This is a genomic window from Parafrankia sp. EAN1pec (assembly GCF_000018005.1).
Classification (GTDB): Bacteria; Actinomycetota; Actinomycetes; order Frankiales; family Frankiaceae; genus Parafrankia; species Parafrankia soli.
Genome location: NC_009921.1, coordinates 3,323,804 through 3,344,243, shown reverse-complemented (window position 1 = coordinate 3,344,243; position 20,440 = coordinate 3,323,804). Strand labels below are relative to the sequence as shown.

15 protein-coding genes and 1 pseudogene are annotated in these 20,440 nt (G+C 65.1%); 9 read left to right on the top strand and 7 right to left on the bottom strand.

The window, feature by feature from the left end; genetic code table 11:
* Positions 1-582 precede the first annotated feature (582 nt).
* The 7 genes from FRANEAN1_RS13745 to FRANEAN1_RS13725 all read left to right on the top strand — a co-directional run bounded on the left by FRANEAN1_RS13745 (position 583) and on the right by FRANEAN1_RS13725 (position 9,615).
* Entirely contained in the window at positions 583-1,623 is a 1,041-nt protein-coding gene (locus tag FRANEAN1_RS13745) for a radical SAM protein (protein WP_020460404.1), read from the top strand.
* Positions 1,616-2,404, top strand: coding sequence for a hypothetical protein (locus tag FRANEAN1_RS13740; protein ID WP_020460403.1), 789 nt, complete (start codon positions 1,616-1,618; stop codon positions 2,402-2,404). Before FRANEAN1_RS13745 ends, FRANEAN1_RS13740 begins: the two co-directional genes overlap by 8 nt.
* Positions 2,404-3,018, top strand: coding sequence for an AAA family ATPase (locus tag FRANEAN1_RS13735; protein ID WP_020460402.1), 615 nt, complete (start codon positions 2,404-2,406; stop codon positions 3,016-3,018). The genes FRANEAN1_RS13740 and FRANEAN1_RS13735 overlap by 1 nt, the downstream gene beginning before the upstream one ends.
* Positions 3,019-3,658: 640 nt before the next feature.
* Positions 3,659-4,792: an adenosylhomocysteinase gene (locus FRANEAN1_RS38675; RefSeq protein WP_020460400.1), complete on the top strand. Its 1,134-nt coding sequence runs from the start codon at positions 3,659-3,661 to the stop codon at positions 4,790-4,792.
* 106 nt (positions 4,793-4,898) lie between these two features.
* On the top strand, positions 4,899-5,684 hold the full coding sequence (locus FRANEAN1_RS38670; protein WP_083788221.1) for a class I SAM-dependent methyltransferase: 786 nt from the start codon (positions 4,899-4,901) through the stop codon (positions 5,682-5,684).
* A 6-nt stretch (positions 5,685-5,690) separates the two neighbouring features.
* Positions 5,691-7,394: an AMP-binding protein gene (locus tag FRANEAN1_RS38665; protein WP_083788220.1), complete on the top strand. Its 1,704-nt coding sequence runs from the start codon at positions 5,691-5,693 to the stop codon at positions 7,392-7,394.
* A 67-nt stretch (positions 7,395-7,461) separates the two neighbouring features.
* Positions 7,462-9,615 (top strand): iron-containing redox enzyme family protein, encoded by a 2,154-nt coding sequence (locus FRANEAN1_RS13725; RefSeq protein WP_020460397.1) that lies wholly within the window; start codon positions 7,462-7,464, stop codon positions 9,613-9,615.
* 339 nt (positions 9,616-9,954) lie between these two features.
* Here FRANEAN1_RS13725 and FRANEAN1_RS38660 read toward each other — a convergent pair whose 3' ends face one another.
* The 5 genes from FRANEAN1_RS38660 to FRANEAN1_RS13700 all read right to left on the bottom strand — a co-directional run bounded on the left by FRANEAN1_RS38660 (position 9,955) and on the right by FRANEAN1_RS13700 (position 16,263).
* The gene (locus FRANEAN1_RS38660) at positions 9,955-10,329 is read right to left on the bottom strand and encodes an NUDIX domain-containing protein (protein WP_347177227.1); all 375 of its coding nucleotides are present in this window, start codon (positions 10,327-10,329) and stop codon (positions 9,955-9,957) included.
* Positions 10,330-10,438: 109 nt separating this feature from the next.
* Positions 10,439-10,882 (bottom strand): hypothetical protein, encoded by a 444-nt coding sequence (locus tag FRANEAN1_RS13715; RefSeq protein WP_020460395.1) that lies wholly within the window; start codon positions 10,880-10,882, stop codon positions 10,439-10,441.
* The gene (locus FRANEAN1_RS13710) at positions 10,879-13,008 is read right to left on the bottom strand and encodes a hypothetical protein (protein ID WP_020460394.1); all 2,130 of its coding nucleotides are present in this window, start codon (positions 13,006-13,008) and stop codon (positions 10,879-10,881) included. Before FRANEAN1_RS13710 ends, FRANEAN1_RS13715 begins: the two co-directional genes overlap by 4 nt.
* Complete coding sequence (locus FRANEAN1_RS13705; protein ID WP_020460393.1) at positions 13,005-14,765, bottom strand: hypothetical protein; 1,761 nt, start codon at positions 14,763-14,765, stop codon at positions 13,005-13,007. The genes FRANEAN1_RS13710 and FRANEAN1_RS13705 overlap by 4 nt, the downstream gene beginning before the upstream one ends.
* 91 nt (positions 14,766-14,856) lie before the next feature.
* Entirely contained in the window at positions 14,857-16,263 is a 1,407-nt protein-coding gene (locus FRANEAN1_RS13700; protein WP_347177129.1) for a site-specific integrase, read from the bottom strand.
* 225 nt (positions 16,264-16,488) lie between these two features.
* Between FRANEAN1_RS13700 and FRANEAN1_RS13695 the strand changes: the two are divergent.
* Positions 16,489-16,809: pseudogene (locus FRANEAN1_RS13695) on the top strand (NUDIX domain-containing protein); the annotation flags it as partial.
* 283 nt (positions 16,810-17,092) lie between these two features.
* Here the strand turns inward: FRANEAN1_RS13695 and FRANEAN1_RS13690 are convergent.
* On the bottom strand, positions 17,093-17,392 hold the full coding sequence (locus FRANEAN1_RS13690) for a hypothetical protein (protein ID WP_347177128.1): 300 nt from the start codon (positions 17,390-17,392) through the stop codon (positions 17,093-17,095).
* 153 nt (positions 17,393-17,545) lie between these two features.
* A complete protein-coding gene (locus FRANEAN1_RS13685) occupies positions 17,546-18,706 on the bottom strand; it encodes an ISAs1 family transposase (protein WP_347177127.1) in 1,161 nt (386 codons plus the stop codon).
* An 855-nt stretch (positions 18,707-19,561) separates the two neighbouring features.
* Here FRANEAN1_RS13685 and FRANEAN1_RS13680 point away from each other — a divergent pair.
* Positions 19,562-20,416, top strand: a complete 855-nt coding sequence (locus FRANEAN1_RS13680; protein ID WP_020460375.1) for an IS5 family transposase — start codon at positions 19,562-19,564, stop codon at positions 20,414-20,416.
* Positions 20,417-20,440: the final 24 nt, after the last annotated feature.

The window sequence follows — 20,440 nt, the reverse complement described above, 5'->3', positions numbered from 1 at the left end:
GAAGAATCGGGCAGCGCGCTCTTCCCCGCGGCAAGGGATCGCCGATGAATTGTAGAACGATAATGTTGCCACACCTCTCGAACGGGTCACGGCGTTCAACGATTCTGGCGGACGGCGGGAGGCTCACGTACAACTGTTGTGCCTGCCGGCGTGGGAGAAATTTCTGTGCGTGGCGCAAGCGCAAAGACACCGAGCATGCCCCGGTCGACCCTGCTCCTCCGTGAACGGCGCTCCGGTCAGGACGGCGGGTAGCCGACCGCCCGCGTTCCTCGCGGACGCAGATCCGATCATGGACAGTGCTGGCTTGCTTCCGGCTGCGCCACGAACGGTCAGGGCCTGGTTTCGGTGGAATCAGCCGAACGAATCATGGCGTTCAAGCCGAACATCTCCCGCTTGTCGACACTGTTGTTGCAGGTCAGTGGCCTGCACTGACCCGAAGCGGATGTTCGCATTGCGGGGAATGACTGGCGTGCCGCCGGTTGGGAAGCTGAGGGCGTTCAGCATCGGCGCGGTCAGCTCGCCGTCACGATAGCGGCGGCCAGCTGACCCGGTCGTCGAGGCGTCTACGACGAGAAGGATCTGATGATCACCTCCTCTCCACCTCCTCCAACCGTTGATGCTGAGGTGCAGCCGGGCCCCGGTGAGATCTGCGCGCCTACTGCCGAGCCTGTCGTCTTCACCGATGGGCACCATTTCAGGCTGAGGGCTCCGCTCGATCTGGAGACGGTCGCAGCCGGAGCTGCTGGGCCGCTGTCGGTGATCCTTCAGGTCACGAAGCGGTGCAATTTCGACTGCTCGTTCTGCTCCGAGACGCTCCAAGAACGAGATCCCTCGCTGGGCGCGCTGGAGAGGATTCGGGACAACCTGGCCGGGGTGCCCCGGGTGTTTTTGTCCGGAGGTGAGCCGCTGCTGCGTCGGGACTTCGTCGACATCGTCGACATGTTCGCCGGAACCGTGATCGGTGTGCCGACCAACGCGACCCGCGGCCTCCAACACGCGGCACGCCTGTCCGGCAAGATCGCGTTCGTGAACATCGGGTTGGAAGGGCCCCGGGCAACGACGAACCGGGTCCGAGGAGACTACGACGCGGTGATGGCCGGGGTACGGGCATTCCAGGACGCGGGGCTTCCTCTGTCGCTGTCGGCGGTGGTCTACCGCTCGACGGTGGCCGCGTTGCCGTTCACCTACCAGATCGCCGATCTACTGAACGCCGGAAAGCTCAAGCTGATCATGCCGCTGAAGAAGGGTAACGCGCTCGACCTCGCCGACAACGAGTTCCTCAGCCTGGAGGAGGCCACGGCGACATTCGACCGGCTGGCCGAGTTGCGCACAGCGTACGACTGGCGACCGGCACTACGGCTGACGTCCTGGACCCCGGACACCGAAGGCCACATGATCGTAGTCAGCCCGCGTGGGCTGGCGAGTGCCTGGCCGGTCTACGACGCCCCCGACCTGCTCGAACCACTGGGCAACCTGCTCGACGAGCCGATCACCGAGATCTGGGCGCGGTACCGCTTCCAGCGCAACCACTACGCCAAATACCTGGGGCGCTCGATCCGCACCCTCACCCGCGCCGAGCAACCGCCGGCCGGGCAACCTTTGCCGCGGATCAGCCATGCGTGAGGCGACGAACCTGGGCTGGGCCGACACGCCGTTCGGCGCCGAACGGCGGCCGTTCGCTGAACGGACCCCGCTGTTGGCCGCGTTCACCGTCTTGACCCGCGCCGCGGTGCCGGCCGCCATGGGAGCGGTGTACCTGCGGCTGCCGAGGGGCCGCACCCTGGCGGTGACCGAGGCGACGTTGCGGTTCGGCTTTCACGCCGTCGCGGCCGAGCAACCGGTGGAAACCCTCACCGTTGCTGCCCGGCTCGATGCCCTGCTGGTGCAGGCCCGACGCCGGGCGGCAATCCTCGCCGGCCACCGGTTCGCCGACGATCTGGCGAGACTCGCCGCCGCCAGCGCACCCACCCGGGGATTCACCGCCCTCGCCGCCGCATGGCCGGGCGAGACCGCGCAGCCCGGTCTCGCCCGTCTCCACGACACCGCACCCGGCCCCACCCCGGCCGCGTTGCACGAGGTGTGCGCCGCCGTCCACCTCCACGGCCTGCCCACCGACCCGGACCCGGCTGCTGACCCCGCCCCGGCGGGGCACCTGACCTCCGCCGGCACACCGCAGATTCTTCGGCGGGTCGTCGTCCGTGCACTGGGGACCGCGCTCGTCGTGGCCCGCAGCACGGGCCACTACCAATGGGATCAGCTCGATCTCGACGCGATCGTCGAGGCCGCCGCCTGGGACCAGACAGCGGTGGCCCCTGCGCCGAGCCCACCAGCACGGTCCTCGCCCCACCCCGCCGCGCAGACCGGCCGCGGCGACCAGTCGCTGGCCGCGGAAGGTGCCCGCTAATGCTGCGCAACTGCCTCGTCGTCGCCATCGAGGGCACCCACGCCTCCGGCAAGACCACCCTCACCCACGCCCTCGCCGCCTACTACCGGGAACGCGGCGTGCACGTCGCCTGCGTGCCCGAGCCCGCGCGCAACAGTCCGTTCATCGAGGAGATCGTCGTACATGGCCGCGGCGAGTTCGACTTGGAAACCGAGGTCGACCTGTTCGCCGCCCAGCTATCCAGCCAGCTGCGCGTCGCCCGCCAACACACGATGGTCATCTGTGACAAGACTGTCGCGAATGTCCTCGCCTATGCCTGGCTGGTTCTTCCCGGTGGCCCTGACGGGCCCCACGCCCCTGTCCTGCACGCCATGGAAACGTTCTGTCGGGCCTGGGCGCACGTGTACGACGCGGTGTTCTATTGCTGCGACCGCTTCGACCAGCTCCAGGCCGGCGACCCCTACCGCTCCAAGGTCCTCGACATCCAACCCGCCGCCGACCGGGTCGTACGCAGCATCTGCGCCACCGTGGGGCAACGGATCTACGACATCCCGCCGAACATGCCCACCGGAGCACGGGTCGGCTGGATCGCCGAGCAGCTCACCGCCCTCGGCCTCGACCCGACCACCCGCTGACCTGCGTCGTTGGGAGACTGCCCGCCATGGCGTACACCAGTGTCATCGATGTCATGCTCCTGCTCATCCGAGACGGCGCGGTCCTGCTTGCTGAGCGATCCGGTACTGGTTTCGCGGATGGCTGGTTCAACCTGCCATCAGTTCACTAGGCAAGCCGTCTGTCGGGATCGGCATGTCGGGTTACGTCGAATGGATACCACTGCACAGCCAATTAAGCGACTGTCTTATGTGAGGGCCTTCTAGGAACGACGACGCTCGGGCCAATACAGAACCGATCGCTCCTTCCTGCCGTCCCCACTCCACAGATGCGACTCCGGAGAGTTTCGAAACGATTACATTCCGCTCACAACGTCGGGGAACTCCACTCCCACTTCGTCGGGCGAACGTCTGCCCATGCAGGAGAGGCGAGCGGAACTTTCCAGCGTCTGATCAACCAGTATATCGCCAGGTCACGCGGTCGCGATCTTGCTCCTAAGCATGGATGTCCGGAGGGGCCCGCGTTCATAACCCTTGACAGGCCACATATCCGTCGGTTTCATGAGTACTCAAGCGGACAATCTATCAGCCATGGCGCCGATCCCAGAGTTCTGCATTCCTTCCGTTGATTTCAGATGCACGGATAACGCGGAGAGGGGCTAGCTTGTTCGACCTTGAGGAAGGTAGCAGGCGCGATTTCCTATGGGATGTTCTGGCTCTTTTCGGCGAGGGCGGCGGAACACGGATCCTAGTCATTACTCACTGCCTGACAGACAGGCCCGTCTTTCTTCAGACTCTTAACAAGAGTTATCCGATCAGTCAGATACACCCGATTCCCTACTCGGAGAACCAAGCCATCGTCCGCCAGCTTGAAAAGGATTTTCGGGTCACACGCCTGTCTCTTGCACAGTTACTCGACGCCAAGTCGTTGCTCGATCGGACGAGTGAATTGATAGAAGAGGAATCGACCCCCCTAGCGATCGTCGAGATAGGAGGATATCACGCGAGCCTCGTGGGAACTCTGAAGGAGCGTCATGGCAAAAAGTTTATGGGCTGCGTGGAGTCCACCGAACATGGTCATCGGGCCTACGAGCGACAGGAAGCGCTGAGCGTCCCCGTTGTCTCTGTTGCCAGGAGCAGGTTGAAAGACCTTGAGTCACAGCTGATAGGGCCGTCAGTCGCCTTTTCTGTCGAGAAGCTCGTGAGGGCAATGGGAGTACCATTGTTCGGGCTGAACGCAGGAATTCTTGGGTACGGACGGGTTGGCCGCAACCTCGCATATAGTCTCGCGGGGAGAGGTTCCAGCGTCTCCGTATATGACAGCGATCCCCTGAGACGGATATCCGCTGCTGCCGACGGCTTTCAAAGCGTTTCACGGGAGAGCGTCGTACAGACGTCCGATATCATCGTCGGAGCTACCGGAAACACTTCTCTTGTTGAAATGGACTTTCCGCAGCTGAAACATCGCGTGATCCTAGCAAGCGCGACGTCCAAACGAGCCGAGTTCGCTCTGGAGGCCCTACTGGCCACGGCAGATCATATTCGGCGGGTGAACGACGGTGTCGACGAAATCACCATGCCCGACGGACGGCGGATCTACGTCCTCACCGATGGAGAGCCGGTGAATTTCGCAGACGGCGCGGTGGTCGGGCCAGTTATGAGTCTTGTTCACGCAGAGATCATAGCTGCCCTTTCGATGCTCTGGAGATCACGGGACAGTAAGGGCATCCACAATGTCGAGCCGGCTGACCAGGAAAAGATCTGCCATCTTTGGGTAGAAAGGTTCCTGAACAGCTAGGCGTCGATACTCCTTAGTACACCAGAGGCCGATAGGCAACTACAACGGCTCGGTGGGCGCTCGCAGGGACCGCCAATTTCCATCTGAAGGACGCGGAGGTATATGGATGGCCCCAACCCGTGTTCCCCCGAATCACGTCCCTGCGCCACATGGGTCGTTCGAGCGGCTCGCTGACCGATATGATCAGACACGGGGAGGCGAACGGCGCGGAGCATTGATTGCGGCGAGCCTCGCGCCGTTCCTCCCCACGAACACTCCGGTCCTGGACATCGGAGTGGGCACCGGCGTCGTCGCCAAGGCGCTTGCCGCTCAAGAAGTCTATGTCATCGGAGTCGATCTCTCGGCTGCCATGCTGGCGCGGGCGACCCTACGTATCGGTCCCCGTGTAGCCGTGGGTGACGCGGCGAACCTGCCGTTTGCTGATGCGTCGATTGGAGGCGCGTATGCGGCCTGGGTGTTCCAGCTAGTCGATGACGTAGCCCGGGTGCTCAGCGAAACGGCACGCATACTCCGTCCGGGCGCACCGTTCGCCTGGATTCCAGCTCGTTGGTTGCCTTCGGGTAACGACGTAAGGGACGTTCTCGACAACCTGTATTCTGAACTCGGCTGGAATGACCAAGAAAGTCCTCCATATGTCGTTCAGCAGGCGTCTTCCGTGGGTCTCAGTCTGATTTCCACGACAACACTGTTGGATACCACACGTCCAATAACTCCAGCACAGGCGGTCCAGCAGATTCACGACCGAGCGATGAGCTGCCTGTGGGATCTTAATCCTGAACGCTGGCTCCGCCATGTGGAGCCGACGATCCGTCGTCTAAAATCCCTTCCGGGCAGCGATGAGCCTCGCGAAACAGCTGATATTTACCAAATGTACCTCTTCCGACGCGACTAGTGTCACGTGACGCTGTCTGCCTCCACGTTCGATGCCTCCCATCATCATTACGTCGGCATGAATCACTCATGGTTAAATAAAGCATTTTACATTACGCAATACAAGTCGATTGGGACATCGGTGAAAGAGCCAGATTTCGAGGTAGCGCCAACAGACTTCCACGATCAGCGCAATGGCTGCACGTACGGCGAGGTTTTGCTCCGCGGCCTGCGAAGACGGACATCCGAAACCGCGCTCGTGTGGGATAACGGCCGCCTCACCTATCGCGAGTTACGTGACGAGATTAGCAGAATGATTCAGGCACTGCGGAGCCTCGGACTACGGAGAGGGGACGGTTTCGCCGTCCTGCTCGGTAATCAGCCCGAGGCGGTCATTGTGCTCGCTGCGTCCGTGCTTCTCGGCTTGCGGCATACGCCACTCCATCCGCTCGCATCACCGGAAGACGACGACTTCATCATCCAGGACGCTGGCATCAGTACCTTGCTGGTCGACGCCCAGAGATATCCCGAGCGAACGCGAGCCGCGGCTTCCGCCACCGCCCTAAAACGCATACTAACCGTAAGCGCCTTCGACATCGGAGTGGACATCTCGGCGCTGGCTGACCGGTACGCACCGGCCCCATTGGTGTCGGCCGCCGCACATGGCGATCCCGCTCACGTTTTCTACACCGGCGGTACGACCGGCCGACCGAAGGGCGTGGTCATCTCGCAACGCTCAATGGTCGAACAGGCCGTCTCTTGCGCGGCCGAATGGGAATGGCCGGCCGCGGTACGCTTCCTTGTCGCGACTCCCCTATCGCACGCATCAGGTCTCCTGGTCGTGCCTGTTCTTTTGAAGGGAGGTACCGTCTTCCTGACGGAGTCTTTCAACGCGGGCACCTTTTGCCGTATGGTTCGTGAATATGAGATCACAATCTCCCTTCTCGTACCAACGATGATTTACAGGATCCTTGAGCTGGGTCCAGATGTTGACACGAGTATGCCCAGTCTGGAGGTGCTCGCCTACGGTGGCTCGCCTATCCTTCCTGGCAGACTCGCGGAGGCGATCGACCGGTTTGGCAGCATCTTTATGCAGACATACGGACAAACGGAGTCTCCGATAGCGCTCTGCGTACTACCGCGGCGTGATCACGAGAGTGCTCGCCGACGTGAGTCGTGTGGTTACCCAATGGCCGGTACAGAGATCCAGGTTCTTGACGACGTAGGTCTGGAAGTGGCCATTGGCACCGTTGGAGAGATCTGTGTCCGTGGGCCTCTCGTCATGGACGGATACTGGAATCAACCTGCGGAGACGGCCCGTGCACTGCGTGGCGGGTGGTTACACACGGGGGATCTAGCGAAGATGGATGACGACGGTTACTTCTACATAGTAGGACGGAGCAAGGACCTGATCATAACGGGCGGTTTCAACGTCTATCCACGTGAGGTTGAAGACGCACTCAGTAGCCACCCGTCCGTGGCGATGGCAGCGGTCATAGGTATCCCTCATGACGGCTGGGGCGAGGCGGTACACGGATTTGTGGTTCTCCGATCCGAGAGTGCCGCGACAGCGGAAGAGCTTATCGAGCACGTCCGGCGGTGGAAGGGCCCGATACACGCGCCGAAGACAATCGAAATACGCGAAACGTTGCCTGTCACGGCGAACGGAAAACCAGACAAGCGTGCGCTTCGGTCGGAACCCTGGTCTGGCCGGCTCAGGCAAGTGAACTAGGGCGCGGAGCCATCAGTGGAGTTCACGTCGGGCTCCTGAGGGATCCGTCGCACGGAAGGGCGAGGTTATGAAGAGAAGCTCACCCGATGTCGAGCCAGACAGGCGGATCTGCCTCCCGGACTCGACCTTCGAGTTCAGCTCCGCTGCTGCGGCCGGTGCCGAGACCCTTCTCACCGGACCTCCGCAGGCGCTCGTACACGCGCTGTTGGATGACCATGAGTCGGAATTTGTTTTGCTGGCCGCGCGTCGCATACTGTCCGCTCTTCTTGATGATTCATTGGGCGAGCACAGCGAACTCGGCTTGGACGCAGTCGTCGAGATGGTGGCTACATTACGTCGTGAACTCGATGCGAAGATTGTCGGTATTTCCGGCGGTAATTCGTCCGCACGGGTCGTAACGCTACTCGAGCGTGCGCCATTAGCGCTGCTAGCCGGCTGCTGGCTGGACACGGTCTCTCAGCCCGCGACGCAGCCGGCGCTGATTGTCAATCGCCTGTTAGAGGACTGCGTAAGGCTTCGAGGTGGCGGTCATCCGAGGAAGGCCCTAACGCATCTGCGACGCACCGCTCTAGAGTCCCAGGGCGTTCACCTGCCTGTGCTTGGCGCCGAGGATTTTATCTCCGCATCCCAGGCGCACCCACTGACGGTGCGGCAGGCCATTTTCTACCTTGCGTTGTCTCGCTTTCCCGCGACTTTTCTGCCCGAAGTCGTCGGCGTGCACTACGCGGTGTTTTCTCTAGGGGTGGACGATCGCCTCTTGCGGATGCCACCAGCGTTGTCGGAAGCATCGTTGCGTGCCGTTCTGGCCGAATATTTCACTCTGGCGGACGCGTCCGTCGACGGAGCCCGGGTTCGCCAACGACTGGCCGCAGCGGTCGGACTCGTGCTTCGTCTGGAGCGTGAGCAAGTTGATCTGCTATCGGAACTCGCCACGCGGAACGTCGATCAGTCACCGCACAGCGAAGTCACCGAGATCGTGCGTCGACACCTGCCGTTCGCTGGTGAGCATCATCGCGATGTCGTCGTCGGTGGTCGGTCGTTGGCGGACGTGGCTGCTTCCGATGACGCCGAGGTCGCCGAACTCATACGCGAACTGCATGCGTCCCCGTACGTCCGATCGCCAACTCACAGTGGGCCTCGGATCGTCAGGGCCATCAAGTTCGGTGGTCCAATGTTCGGCATCTTCGATGAGGCCGAGGCAGCCGCCTTGACAGCGTGGGCGAGGGAACCCGATGTCGCCGCTGCGGATTCGGCGGCTCAGGTGCTCTACGGGTATGAGGTCTCCCCAAACCACGCGATTTCCATTGGTGACGCCATGCCGGCTGACGTGGTCTGGGCTGACCGGGCACCCGACCACGATCGCCAGCTATTCCACCGCCTAGTGAACGTTGAGAACTTTCCAAACATCCGCCCGGTGGCGAGAGAGCGGGCTGCCCAGGTTCTCCAGGCGGCGGAGGTGTTATTCGAGCACGGCTCGTCTGGCAGGTACACGGACGCCAGCTTCTTTCCCTACGAGTCCGGGGCTCTGCGCGAGCGCATCGAGAGAATTTACTTCGATAAACGCCTTAGACGGTCTGAGGCGACGACGGAGTTACCATCCCGGGGCGCCGTCGTATCGAGCCGCAAGGAGCGCCTGATCACCAATATGGTGGACGGCTGCTGGCTTTACAGAATTGGCGCAACAGGCCGGTACGGCAGGGACAGCGACGGACAGCTGTTCGCCATCTACGCCGATGAGATGGGCGGCGGGGACATCCGCAAGAATCACATCATGCTCATCCACGGGGCGCTCGCAGACATGCGCATCTCGGTGCCACACATTAGTAATGTCGACTTTCTTTCCCAGTGCGAGCTTCCGGACAGTTCCTACGCTCCTGCGATCTACCAGATCTGCCTGGCCTTGTTTCCTGACAGCTATTACCCTGAGATTCTCGGCTACAACCTTGGCATGGAGATGGGAGGGATCGGCGAGCTTGGTATAAGCGAGATCCGGCGATTGCGCCATTACGGATTCGACGCCACGTATGAGGCGACCCATCTGTCCATCGACAATATTTCCAGTGGTCACTCCCGGCAGGCTGCGGACATCATCGTCCGCTACCTTGACGACGTACGCCGGGAATCGGGCGATGCCGCCGTTGCCGCACGGTGGCGCCGTGTCTGGCGCGGCTATGCTTCGTTCGCCTATTTCGCCGAGCGAGATTTGGTCCAGGACCTATGACATTACAGTATACGCACGACCTAGAACAGCGTAACGCCATATCATTTATTAGCTTTGGCTATTCCCTGTCGATAGCCGCAATACAGTCAGGGTTCTTGCGGAAGGGGTACACGAGGGCGTGTATATCGCGCAGTACGCGGGCCCATGCAAGCCATGTCGAAATTGCGGCTTTCATAAGGTTGACCTCTCCCTGAGAAGGAAACCGAACAGGTGCTCGCCAACGTCGCGAGATAGTTGGTCTCGTTCATCAATAGAGGCGGTTATTAACAACTCGCTCATGGCCGTGCCGAGCTACTCGGACCGGCACGGAACCGGGCTTGCTACAGCCTGGAAATGCCCTCATGTCTCCCAGCCGTGAATCGAGAATGTGCGGCCGCTTCGGATTTTGGCGACGGCTGCGGCTGTGTACCCAACCGTATTTGGCGGTAGGCGATCAGGGTCAATCCAGAGTAGGCGAGCGCATTTGCGGGGTTCCTGATTTTCTGGTTCTCCCTCCCATCTGTCGGTGCAGAAGAAGAACCCGATGCGCCCTTGGCCCTGCGGGTTGCGGTGATGTACAACGTGCACACACTGAAGGTCGTCCGGGTCGAGTGTAATGCCGACCTCCTCCGCGGCCTCGCGCACCGCACCATCAACAACAGACTCACCCTCTTCGAGATGGCCGCTGGGCGGGCAGAGCTGGCCGTCGGCGTATCCGGTGTTGGCGCGCTCCATGAGGAGGATCTTGTCGTCTCGTATGAGCAGGACATAGACGTCAACGATGCTGCGGTAACGTTCCGGCACGGCTCTCCTCACAACATGTGGTGGGGCGAGTAGGGGTCCGTCAGCAAGGGCCGACGAGGTGCGGGTCGGTGCGGGGCGGGACAAGACGGGCGACATTTCTCTGATCACGTTCTTGGTTCTGTGCTTGGCTCAGTTCGAGCGACAGTTCGACGACGAGTCTGCGCAAGGTCGCTGCGGCGGCGCGTTCCTCTGCCAGTTCGGCTCTGGATGCGGCGAGTCTCTGCGTGAGGTCGGCGTTCTCATCGGCGAGGTCCTTCATGGCGGTGGGTGTAGAGTTTTGTGCCTTGGCCAGGGTGCGGAAGACTTCGACCAGGTGGAAGTGGTCGGCGTAGACGACGTCGCGGCGCAGGCCGGATTCGGTGATCAGTTCGGAGACGGTGAGTTTGCCGGAGCGGGATCGCAGTGGGGTTCCGGCGAGCAGCCGCGTGGTCGCGGCCTCGATGGCGGACCTCTCCGCTGGCAGATTCCGGGGCTGGCGGGTCATCGCTGGCCTGCCTGGTCTGCCCGATGTGGGGAGGATGAGACGTGCCGGTCGATGGTGGCTCTGGCGGCCTGGGCCTGTGCGTGCGCTCGGTCGCGGAGCGGCTGGGGCGTCAGGGAGTCGCCGGTGGTGGCGACCAGGAGATCGAGCCGGGAGCGCAGCTGGTCAATGCTGCGGTCGGTGTAGGCGAGGTTGCGGCAGGTCGACCGGCAGTGGGACTCTTGCGGCCCGTCGACGGTGATCCCCTGTCGGGCGAGGATGCGGCGGCATTCGGCGGTCTCGGCGCGGTAGACGCAGGTGAGGCCGTCGCCGTGGTGGATGTCTGGGTCCGTGCTGGCGAGGAGCCGTCGGGCGTTGTGGGGCTGGTTGACGACTCGGCCGTGGAACCGAGCGATCCGGGTGCGGTAGTCGGTGGCGGCGGGTCCGCTGACGTGCTCGCCGTCGGCGAGGAGCCGGGCATCGGTCTGCGTCTGTTCCATGACCATCTCCAGGCGCTCGACCGCCAGGTCATCGAGCCAGGAGGTGTCCGCGGCGCCCGCGTAGCTCAGGGTGACCTTGGCGCGGACGTGTCCGTATTGCAGGGCGGCGGCGATGAGGCCGCGGGGACGGCGGACGATGCTGTGGGCGAGGGTGCGCCGGAAGCGGGTGGCGTGGAGGTGCTTGGTCGGGTCGGGTGGAATGGGCGGGGTGCCGTCCGGGCGGGTGAAGGTCGTGTTGACCCAGGTGACGAGGTCTTCCAGGTCCTGGTTGATCGCGGCGGTGGAGCGGGCGTGGGTGGTGTTGGCCCGGCCGGCGTGGGCGGCGATCGGGCTGGCGGGGAACAGGAACGGGAAGTCGGCGAGGCTTTCCAGCATCCGCACGGCGGTGTGGACCGGGGCGACGACTACCCAGGGTCGGTCGGGTTCGACCTGCCCGGGGGTCAGGGGGCTTCGGTCGTAGCCCTTGCCCCGCCGGCCGTGCAGCAGCAGCTCGTCGGTGCGGGGGTCGCTGCCGGCGCAGCCGTGGGGCAGGGTGAGGACCTCGCCGGGGCGCATGCCCGATAGATAGCAGATGACGGTGAAGGCGGAAGCATAGAGCAGCCGCACCAGGGTGGGGAGCTCGCGGATGCTGATCGGGCCGGGCCGCCAGGGGATGCCGTCGAGGCGTGCGGTGATCCTGCCGACGGTGGTGTCGGTGCTGATCGGTACGCCCGCGTTCTCCAGCAGCGCCCGCTGCCGTGAGGGCAGCCCGGCGCGCTTGTCCGGGGGGACCCCGACCAGGCGCAGGATGTGACTGCCGTTGACGGCGGTGCCGCGGGCGGGGTCGTGCCGTCCGGGCAGCAAGGTTCCGCGTCTGCTGGCGTGGTGGAGGAACAGGTGCAGGCGGTCGGGGATGCCCATCCCCTGGTAGATCTGCTGGGAGGGGTGGTTGCCCGCGTCGAGGTCGTGGAACTCGTGCCAGGCGTCGCGGATGTCCGGGCCGAGGGTTTCGACCATGCGTAGCGCCCAGGCGAGCAGGGCGTCCATCGTCGCGGAGGCGATCCGGGGGGTGGCGTTCTCCCGGCCGGCGGGTGGGAGGCGGACCAGGTCCTTGGCCGCCAGGCCGCCCCACGGGCAGACCCGAAGCCGGCACGCCGCCGGAAGACGGTCACGGTAGATCCACAGGGTGCGGACGGCGGCGAGGAGGTCCGTCTCGCGGGCGGGGCTTCGGCCCAGCCCGAGGACGTGGGACCGGTAGGCGTCTAGGTCGGCGGTGGTGATGTCGCTGAGGTGGCCGACGGCGCGTTCGTCGAGCCAGGTGGCGAAGACGAGCAGGTCGACGAACCAGTAGCTGAGCGTGGCGACGCTGGGCCGCTCGCCGGGCCGCTGCACGTTCGGCGACGCCGGGTAGGGCTGCTCCAGTGCGGTGTGGAAGAACGTCTTGAACGGCCGGACGAGCTGGGGCGGGTAGCGCCGCCAGTCCAGCGCGGCGACGGTGATGTGGGCGTCGGGATGTGCCGGGCTCAGCTGCCAGACCAGGTCACCGAACCGGGACAGCAGCGTCTCGTCGGTGCTGGGGCGCACTGGCCGGCCGGCCAGCACGATCGTGTCGTCGTCCGGCCAGCCGACGGCATCCTGGGGGTGCGCCTGCGGGTGCGCCGCGGTGGTCATCGCAGGTCCCATCGGCCGTCGAGCAGGTCGTCTACGAGCTGCTGCTGGCGGGCGGTCACGGTGGCGCGGGCGTGGTCGCGTTCGGCCGCAGTGTAGTGGTTCAGGATCTCCTCCAGCTGGTCGAGACGCCGGCGCAAGTGCGCCTCCCAGACAGCCGGGGTGATGTTCGGTCGCAGCGCGCGCAGCCGCTCGGCGGCCAGCATCTGCACGCCGAGCTGGTGGGGCAGCGCGCGGGCGTTCGGGCAGTCCAGACAGTCCAGAAACGACGCCAGGCAGGGCTGTCCCGCCGTGGTGTGCGGGCCGTTGCGGTGGTCCGCGCAGGAGGCAAGGGCGGTGTCCTGCACCCCGGAGATCAGGCGGCGCAGGGTGTCTTGGTCCATCCCGGCCGTGGCCGCCGCGGCGGCGGGGTCGCGGCGGGCGTGGGCAAGGAAGGCGACGGTGAGTACGGGCATGCTCTGGGCTGTCCGCGCGCTGTCGACCTGCTCGCGCAGCGCGGCACCGACCACCATGCGGCTGTCGTCCTGGACCGTGCGGCTGCGCCGCAGATAGTGGTCGTTCATGGTCTGCCGGGTATGGGCGACCGGCTGCCGACGGCGTTCGATCACGGTCTGGCGCAGGCGTCCGACGTGCACCGCCGGTTTCGTGCCCGGACCTGCGTCGGCTGCGGCGGGAAAGTCGCGGCGTCGGGCCCACCAGAGCAGGTCCGTGGCGTTGACCCCCTCGGCCCAGCGGGAGCCGAGCCGGCCGGGCCGGGCGACGAAGGCGCTGAACGCCGACGTGTGGACGCCGTGCCGGCGGGAGAGCTCGGTCAGCTCCACCAGCAGCCGGTAGACCCGCAGCGGCGAACGGAACAGCCGTGTCTCCTCACCGGATGCCTCCAGTCCGGTGGGCAGGTCCTCCAGCGCGATGACCATGTGCTCCCGGTCGGGTCCGCGTCGCGGTTTGACCGCTTCGACCAGGGCGATACCGGTGTCGCCGTGGCCACCGTCGGGCAGGTGGTGTGCCGCCGGCCACGCGGCGACGGTGCCGAAGTTCTCCCCGGTCAACGCGACCAGCAGCAGGCAGAACGCGACCGCCTCGTCGCTGGACAGGCACAGCCGCCCACCGATGGCGGTCATGCCACCGGCGTCCCGAACGGCTCGGGAATGCCCGCCCGAGTCGATCCGAGGAAGATCACCGGTGCGGTCGAAGACGTCCAGCAACACGGCGAGCCCGCTCTCCGGGCCCTCGGACGGCACGGCGCCGACGCGGAAACGATCGAGCAGCTGGCGGCTCGCCCGGATACGGTCTCGGGCCAGCCGCACGTCCCGCCGTACCGCGGTCATGATCTGCTGCCATTCCGTGTCGCTGTAGCCGACAAGCGGGTTCGCCGGCGCCGCCGGCGCGAGCCGTGCGGACAACAGCGCCGTTCGCGTCGGCTCGGGCAGCTCCGGATCGTCACGCAGCAGCACTCGCAGCCGCTTGAGATACTCCCGCTCGCTGGGCTGACCGCGGTAGCGCAGGAGAAACGCGGTGACGTGCGCGGGACGCAGATCGACCGGGCAGCGCGGGGACGGTGACGCCCCGGCGAGCGACGCGGCGAAGCCCCGAAGGACATCGAAGTGCCCCACGGCGGTGCCCATCCGTTTCGTCGCCGAACGTGGACCGGCTCGGCGGGCGAACACCCGGGCCAGCCATCGCTGGACGTCCCGCTCGACCGGCAGAACGGCGAAATCGAACGTCCGCTCCCGCCGGCCGGACTCCTCGACGAACCGCACCCGCAGGCCGTCCCCGTCCGCCTCCAGCCGCTGCGGTGGCCGCCAGCTCGCAACCGGCTGCGTTGCACGCCGGGGCCACCCGCCATACCGCTCACCCGGCGCTCCCCGTGCCGCTCAGGTCCGTCCCCGTGAGCACGTGTCCGCTGTCAGCGGCCACCGCGCGCAGCAGCGTGTCGACGGCCGTCTGTTCCTCGCCGTCCAGCAGCGCCATCAGATAGTCGACGTCCAAACGGGTGAACGGTTCCAGATAATGATCACGGGTCGTCGACGGATCGGCGTGCCCGAGCAGACCGGCAAGCTGATACCAGATATCACCGAACTGGGCGCGATAGTCCTTCAGCTCCTCGGCAGTGAAACCCGTCAGCCGGTTGTCCCACACGATCGACAGGATCGAGAACCATTTCAGCGCGAAGCTGTGCCGACACATATGCGGCGTGCACCACAATGGCGCGCTGCCCGCCCGGCCCGCGGCCATCCACGCCCCTGTAACGCGACGGTTTGCGGCGGTGAACGTGTCCTCCCAGCCATGCGGATGTTTCGGCAGCCCATCGCGTCCCAGCCACACAGCCAGCGGCTCCAGACCGTTGTCAGTCCGGCGGAACAAGTGGCGGCGCTCGTGCGGGCCCAGCACGTCCACCGACATCCGGACCGGCCCGGCCGTGCCCTCCAAGGTGAGGATGCGGGAGCGGGGGTTGTAGCCGGTGACGATCCTCCGGACGGTCAGCTGTTCGTAGCGGCCGGCTCGCTGTGCCCAGCGGACCCTCTCGCCCCGTGAACCCTCCTGAGGGTCCAGATAGCCGCGCACCGCCGTCAGCACCCGACGCGGTATCCGGTAGACCCGCCCGTGCCGGCCGCCCTTCGCGCACGCCGCCGCCAGCCACGCCCGGAGAAAACGATCGTTACCCTCGCCCGGTAGCTCGACGTCGAGGATGCTCGCCCATTCGGTCAGCCGCAGCCCCGTCCCGTACAGGCCGTCGACGAACGCGGCATCCCGGTCCTCATACGGGCCGCACCAGTCCGGGCGCCGGACGCCGTCGAAGCCGTAGCCGCGCAGGCCGATGTCCCGCCACTGCTCGAACGCCGTCCGCAACAGCCACTTCACCTGCCGCCGTCTCGCCCCCGCCGGGCGCAGCGGGTCCCGAGACCCACGCCGGCCATCGACGTCGTCACCTGGCCGTCCAGCACGCACCCAGCGGCCGGAGGGAACCGGGTTGACCACGCCGTAGCGCACCGCCGCCCACGAGTAGAAGCAGTTCAGCGCCGCCCTGTCAGCCTCGAAACTCGCCGGTGCGACCCTGCCGTCGTTCGACCGGTCGGTCACCCGCCAGTCCTTGAACGCCTCCACATCGCCCGCAGTCGCCGCATCCCAGCGCCGCCCGAACACCTCCAGGAAGTTCAGCCAGACCACCAGCGAGTACGCGTAACGCCGCCACGTCGATGGTCGCGCCGCGGCCATGGGGCCGGTGCGGAAGAACAGGTTAACCCGGGAATCGACCATACCCGACGTTTTCATAATCAGTGGCGTGCCGTGCCGCGCGCCGTTACGCACCGCCCGCTCGTGCACATCACCCAGCCCGGCGATCCCCTCAACCTCAACCTGAGGAAGATTGACTGAAAGGTCATAGAATTCAACTATCCAGGACGCGCTGTTCTCCATCACGATCTCCCGGGGCTCTCGAACCGACAACGGAGCGAAGCCTAGAGAACCTCAGGCAAAGTCGAAAACGGAGAGGACGTTGCCGCCGCGCTCCGCCGGGAAGCCCGCGAGGAGGTCGGTCTCCACCTTCACCACGGCTCGCTGGCGCTGGCCTCAACGGTGCACTTCCGCAACGAGAACGGTGAAGGTCGGCTCGGGCTGTTCTTCCACGTACAGTCGTGGGAGGGTGAGCCGGTCAACGCCGAGCCGCACAAATGCGCCCGCATCGGCTGGTTCCCGCTCGACGCCCTGCCCGACAACACCTACCCCTACACGCGGATAGGTGTCGAGCTGTACCGAAAGCGGCAGAACTTCGCCGTCTCCGGATGGGCGCCTACCGAAACATAGCTAGCCACGTCGCGCGGCGCGGTCGGCTCCTCACCGATATGGTCGGTTTCTTCTTTGCGTTCTTCGTCGCCCGCGTAGAAGACCTCAAACCCAGAGGCAGCGGGCGCGGCCGACAGGGACAAGGTCACGGAACCCATCCTGCCGGCACCAGCCGTGGCCAGGTTGATTGAGACACTGGCCAACCACACGAGACCACGCGAACAGGTCGCCCTGGCAACCCGGTCAGAAGGCAAGCCAGCGTTACTGGCTGGCGCGGCAGCACGCCGCAGACGCCCAAGCCGCCCTAGCGGCGCTGGCCGGGCAGGTTCGGCGGTTCGGCGGAGCCGACTACGAAGGTGCCGATGACGGTCACGCCGTCCTGCTCATAGACCGGGACCAGGTTTCGCTCCCCGGCCGCCCTCCGCGCCGCGGCCTTCTTGTTCCATTCGACCAACTCGGCGGGAGTGTTCGCGACGACTCCGGGCCTCCCGCTCGCCACGTCGAGTTCGGTCCGCCTGACGTAGCCCTGCTTCCCGTCCCTGAGCCCAGCCGAGATCAGGTCCGGATACTTGCTTCGAGGCAGGCCGAGCCGCGCGGCCGGCAACGCCGATCCGTAGGTCTCTCCCGCCGCATTGGTCGGCCAGACTGGTCCTGACCCATCATCGGGCAGAGCGTCATCTCCGTAGGTCTCTCCCGGCACAAAGGCCGGCCAGGCTGGTCCTGACCAGGGCCTCGGCGAGGTAACTTGGTGCTATGTTTAGTGACATGCCGTAGCGAGGAGTGGGAGTACCCGGTCGCGGTCGCCGGCTATGTACTCGAGGGTTTCCTTTATCTTCCTGATGCCGTTTCGGCGGATGATCCCGATCGCCAGGTTACGGAAGCTGGCGAGCGTGTGTGGACTATTTCCTGTGCGGGTCTGGTTGGCGTCCTCGCGCCACGCGGTGTCGCGCGGGTAGTGAATTTCGTTCTCGATGCCCCAATGCCCGCGGATGAGCCTGTGAATGTAGGCGGCAGTGGCGCGGTTGCCGGCGACGCTGGTGAGAATGTGAGCGTATTCACGGCTGACACGGATTCCCTTGAGGTCGAATTCGTCGCGACGGATGACGGCAGCGGTCGCGACCTCCGGAAACCCGATCCCCTTGGCTTCGGTGGTCCAGGCCTGCCATTTCTTGATTCGGCCGTGGCCGCGTTCCTCGACTTCGTGCTGTGGGGGTTTTTGGAGAAGGGGAAGGGTTTGCTCGAAGGTTTTCCGGTAGAGCGTCGGCTGGTTTCCCTTCACGGTCAGCGCGTAGTCGATTCCGTGTTCGACAAGGAGGAAGGCGGTTTCGTGCTGGGTGTGCACGGCATCCAACGTCGCGACGACAGGCCCGGAGATGTCCGGGAGGTTCTCCAGGAGAGCCGCTACCTGGGTGATCTCGTTCGTGCCGTCGGGGACGCGGACCTGCCCGGCGACGAGCCCATTCGCGTGGACCATGGCAGACAGGAGCGTGACCTGCTTGTTCCCCTCGGACCAGGCTCCACGCAGGACCTTCGCGTCCATGGCGAGGACGATGTCCTCACCCGGCTCCCAGACCGCGTGCGCGAACAACCAGGCACCGAAGGCGGCGTCGACGGCCGCGACGTCCATCTTCTCGAACAGAGCGCGGATCGCCTTTTCGCTGGGCGCCCTATATCTTCCAGTGAAATGGTCGAACGGTGCACCGAGCCGGGCCAGGAGATCTTGGCCGAAGTCAGCGACCCGGCTGCCGATCTCACGCAGGCCTGTCGCCCCAGCCAACGTCGCGACAAGCGCGGAGGCCAGCATGAACGAAAGGCTGTAGATCTTCCCGCGCGCTTTCCGTGGGTCGGTGATCCCGCCTAGCATCGCGAGCAGACCGGAGATGTCGTCCCCCTCACCGCTGATCCGAAGGTTCGACACGGCGGGAGATTGCTGGCATGATGGCACGCGGTGGCCTTCTGTTACGGGGTTTTGATTGTTGGCGCTTTCATTCTCCCGTACAGAAGGCCACTTTCCTCACAACAGCTGCCCGGATCTCGCCGAGATAACCGCCAGCCGCTGCGCACACCAGCCCGACGGTTTTTCGAAGCGAGCTGCGAACCGCCGGAGGTCACGCCGGAAGCGGGCATCCCACCCGACGCTGCCGTCCGGCAGCGCAGCCAGGCGGGCCTGCGCTATCTCGGCGAAGGCGTACCCCAGCCCGACGGTACTGCCGCTACCTTACGCAACAGCCCGCTACGCTACGCGATCTCGCCGAGGCCCTGGGTCCTGACTCGTCATCGGGCATAGCGCCATTGTCTACGCACATCCCGCCGACGCCCAACGCCAGGCCCGGGTCGCCGCGATGCGCCTCGTCGCTGCCGACGGAAGGCGCTGCGGGTCGCGCGGGCGGCCGTGCTCCACCCAGGACGACTCAAACCCGACAGTCGGCACGATGGGACCCGAACCGGTCGCCGAGGACAGCCCGTTTGAGAACCGGCCACCGCTACGGACAGGTCGAGTGAGACACGGTCAGATCAAATGAGATCTGACTGGATGTTTATGCAACTCTGGTGACGATACATCGCCTTTGAGGACGGCGGCTTCTGCGCGCTTCATGCCGTAGAAGCACGTTCACGCACCCCGCGGCTGCGCTCCGGCCGCCCGTTCAGCGCGGGTATGCGGCCCGGCGCTTGTCTGGTCCGACGAGGGGACGAAAACTCCCTCCCCGGTCGCACGGAGCCACATCCGACCAGGTCGGTTTAGGGACCGGCAGAAAAGGGAGAAGCGTCTGTCATGAGCCCGCGTAAGACCTACCCCAGCGATCTGTCCGACGCCCGCTGGGAGCTGATCGCCCCCACCCTGCGCACCTGGCAGAAGGCCCGGCTCGACCGCCGGCCCACCGGACAACCCGCCCAGGTCGACCTCCGCGAGGTATTCAACGCAATCCTCTACCTCAACCGGACCGGCATTCCCTGGAGATACCTGCCCCACGACTTCCCGTCGCACAACACCGTCTACTTCTACTACGCCGCCTGGCGCGACGAGGGCATTCTCGCCCGGCTCGGCTACACCCTGACCAGCCTGGCCCGCGCCGCCGAGGGCCGCGAGCCGGAGCCGACCGCGTGCATCCTCGACACCCAGACCGTCAAGACCTCCACCGACGTTCCCCTTGCCAGCCAGGGCACCGACGCCGGCAAGAAGATCGTCGGCCGGAAGCGGGGCGTGGTCACCGACACCCTCGGCCTGCTGCTCGCCGTGACCGTCACCGCCGCCCACCTGTCCGACAACGCTCTCGGCATACGCCTGCTCGACCAGGCCAAAAACACCTGGCAGTCCCTGTCGAAAACCTGGGTCGACAAGGGCTTCAAGAACACCGTGGTCGAGCACGGTGCCGCCCTCGGTATCGATGTCGAGGTCGTTCCCAGAAAAACCGGGACCCGCGGCTTCCACGTCGCCAAACGACGTTGGGTCGTCGAACGCAGCCTGGGCTGGCTCATGCTGCACCGCCGCCTGGTCCGTGACTACGAGACCCTCCCCACCAGCTCCGAAGCGATGATCCATATCGTTATGATCGACAACACGGCCAAGCGCATAACGGGCGAGACCACGCCCACCTGGCGAGACCCCCCGCTAGAACATAAGCCGTAATCAAGACAAGTCAAACATCCAGTT

Coding starts and splice junctions, on each gene's coding strand:
- FRANEAN1_RS13745 (WP_020460404.1), top strand. CDS start 583: ATGATCACCTCCTCTCCACCTCCTCCAACCGTTGATGCTGAGGTGCAG.
- FRANEAN1_RS13740 (WP_020460403.1), top strand. CDS start 1,616: ATGCGTGAGGCGACGAACCTGGGCTGGGCCGACACGCCGTTCGGCGCC.
- FRANEAN1_RS13735 (WP_020460402.1), top strand. CDS start 2,404: ATGCTGCGCAACTGCCTCGTCGTCGCCATCGAGGGCACCCACGCCTCC.
- FRANEAN1_RS38670 (WP_083788221.1), top strand. CDS start 4,899: ATGGCCCCAACCCGTGTTCCCCCGAATCACGTCCCTGCGCCACATGGG.
- FRANEAN1_RS13725 (WP_020460397.1), top strand. CDS start 7,462: ATGAAGAGAAGCTCACCCGATGTCGAGCCAGACAGGCGGATCTGCCTC.
- FRANEAN1_RS38660 (WP_347177227.1), bottom strand. CDS start 10,329: ATGGAGCGCGCCAACACCGGATACGCCGACGGCCAGCTCTGCCCGCCC.
- FRANEAN1_RS13715 (WP_020460395.1), bottom strand. CDS start 10,882: ATGACCCGCCAGCCCCGGAATCTGCCAGCGGAGAGGTCCGCCATCGAG.
- FRANEAN1_RS13710 (WP_020460394.1), bottom strand. CDS start 13,008: ATGACCACCGCGGCGCACCCGCAGGCGCACCCCCAGGATGCCGTCGGC.
- FRANEAN1_RS13700 (WP_347177129.1), bottom strand. CDS start 16,263: ATGGTCGATTCCCGGGTTAACCTGTTCTTCCGCACCGGCCCCATGGCC.
- FRANEAN1_RS13680 (WP_020460375.1), top strand. CDS start 19,562: ATGAGCCCGCGTAAGACCTACCCCAGCGATCTGTCCGACGCCCGCTGG.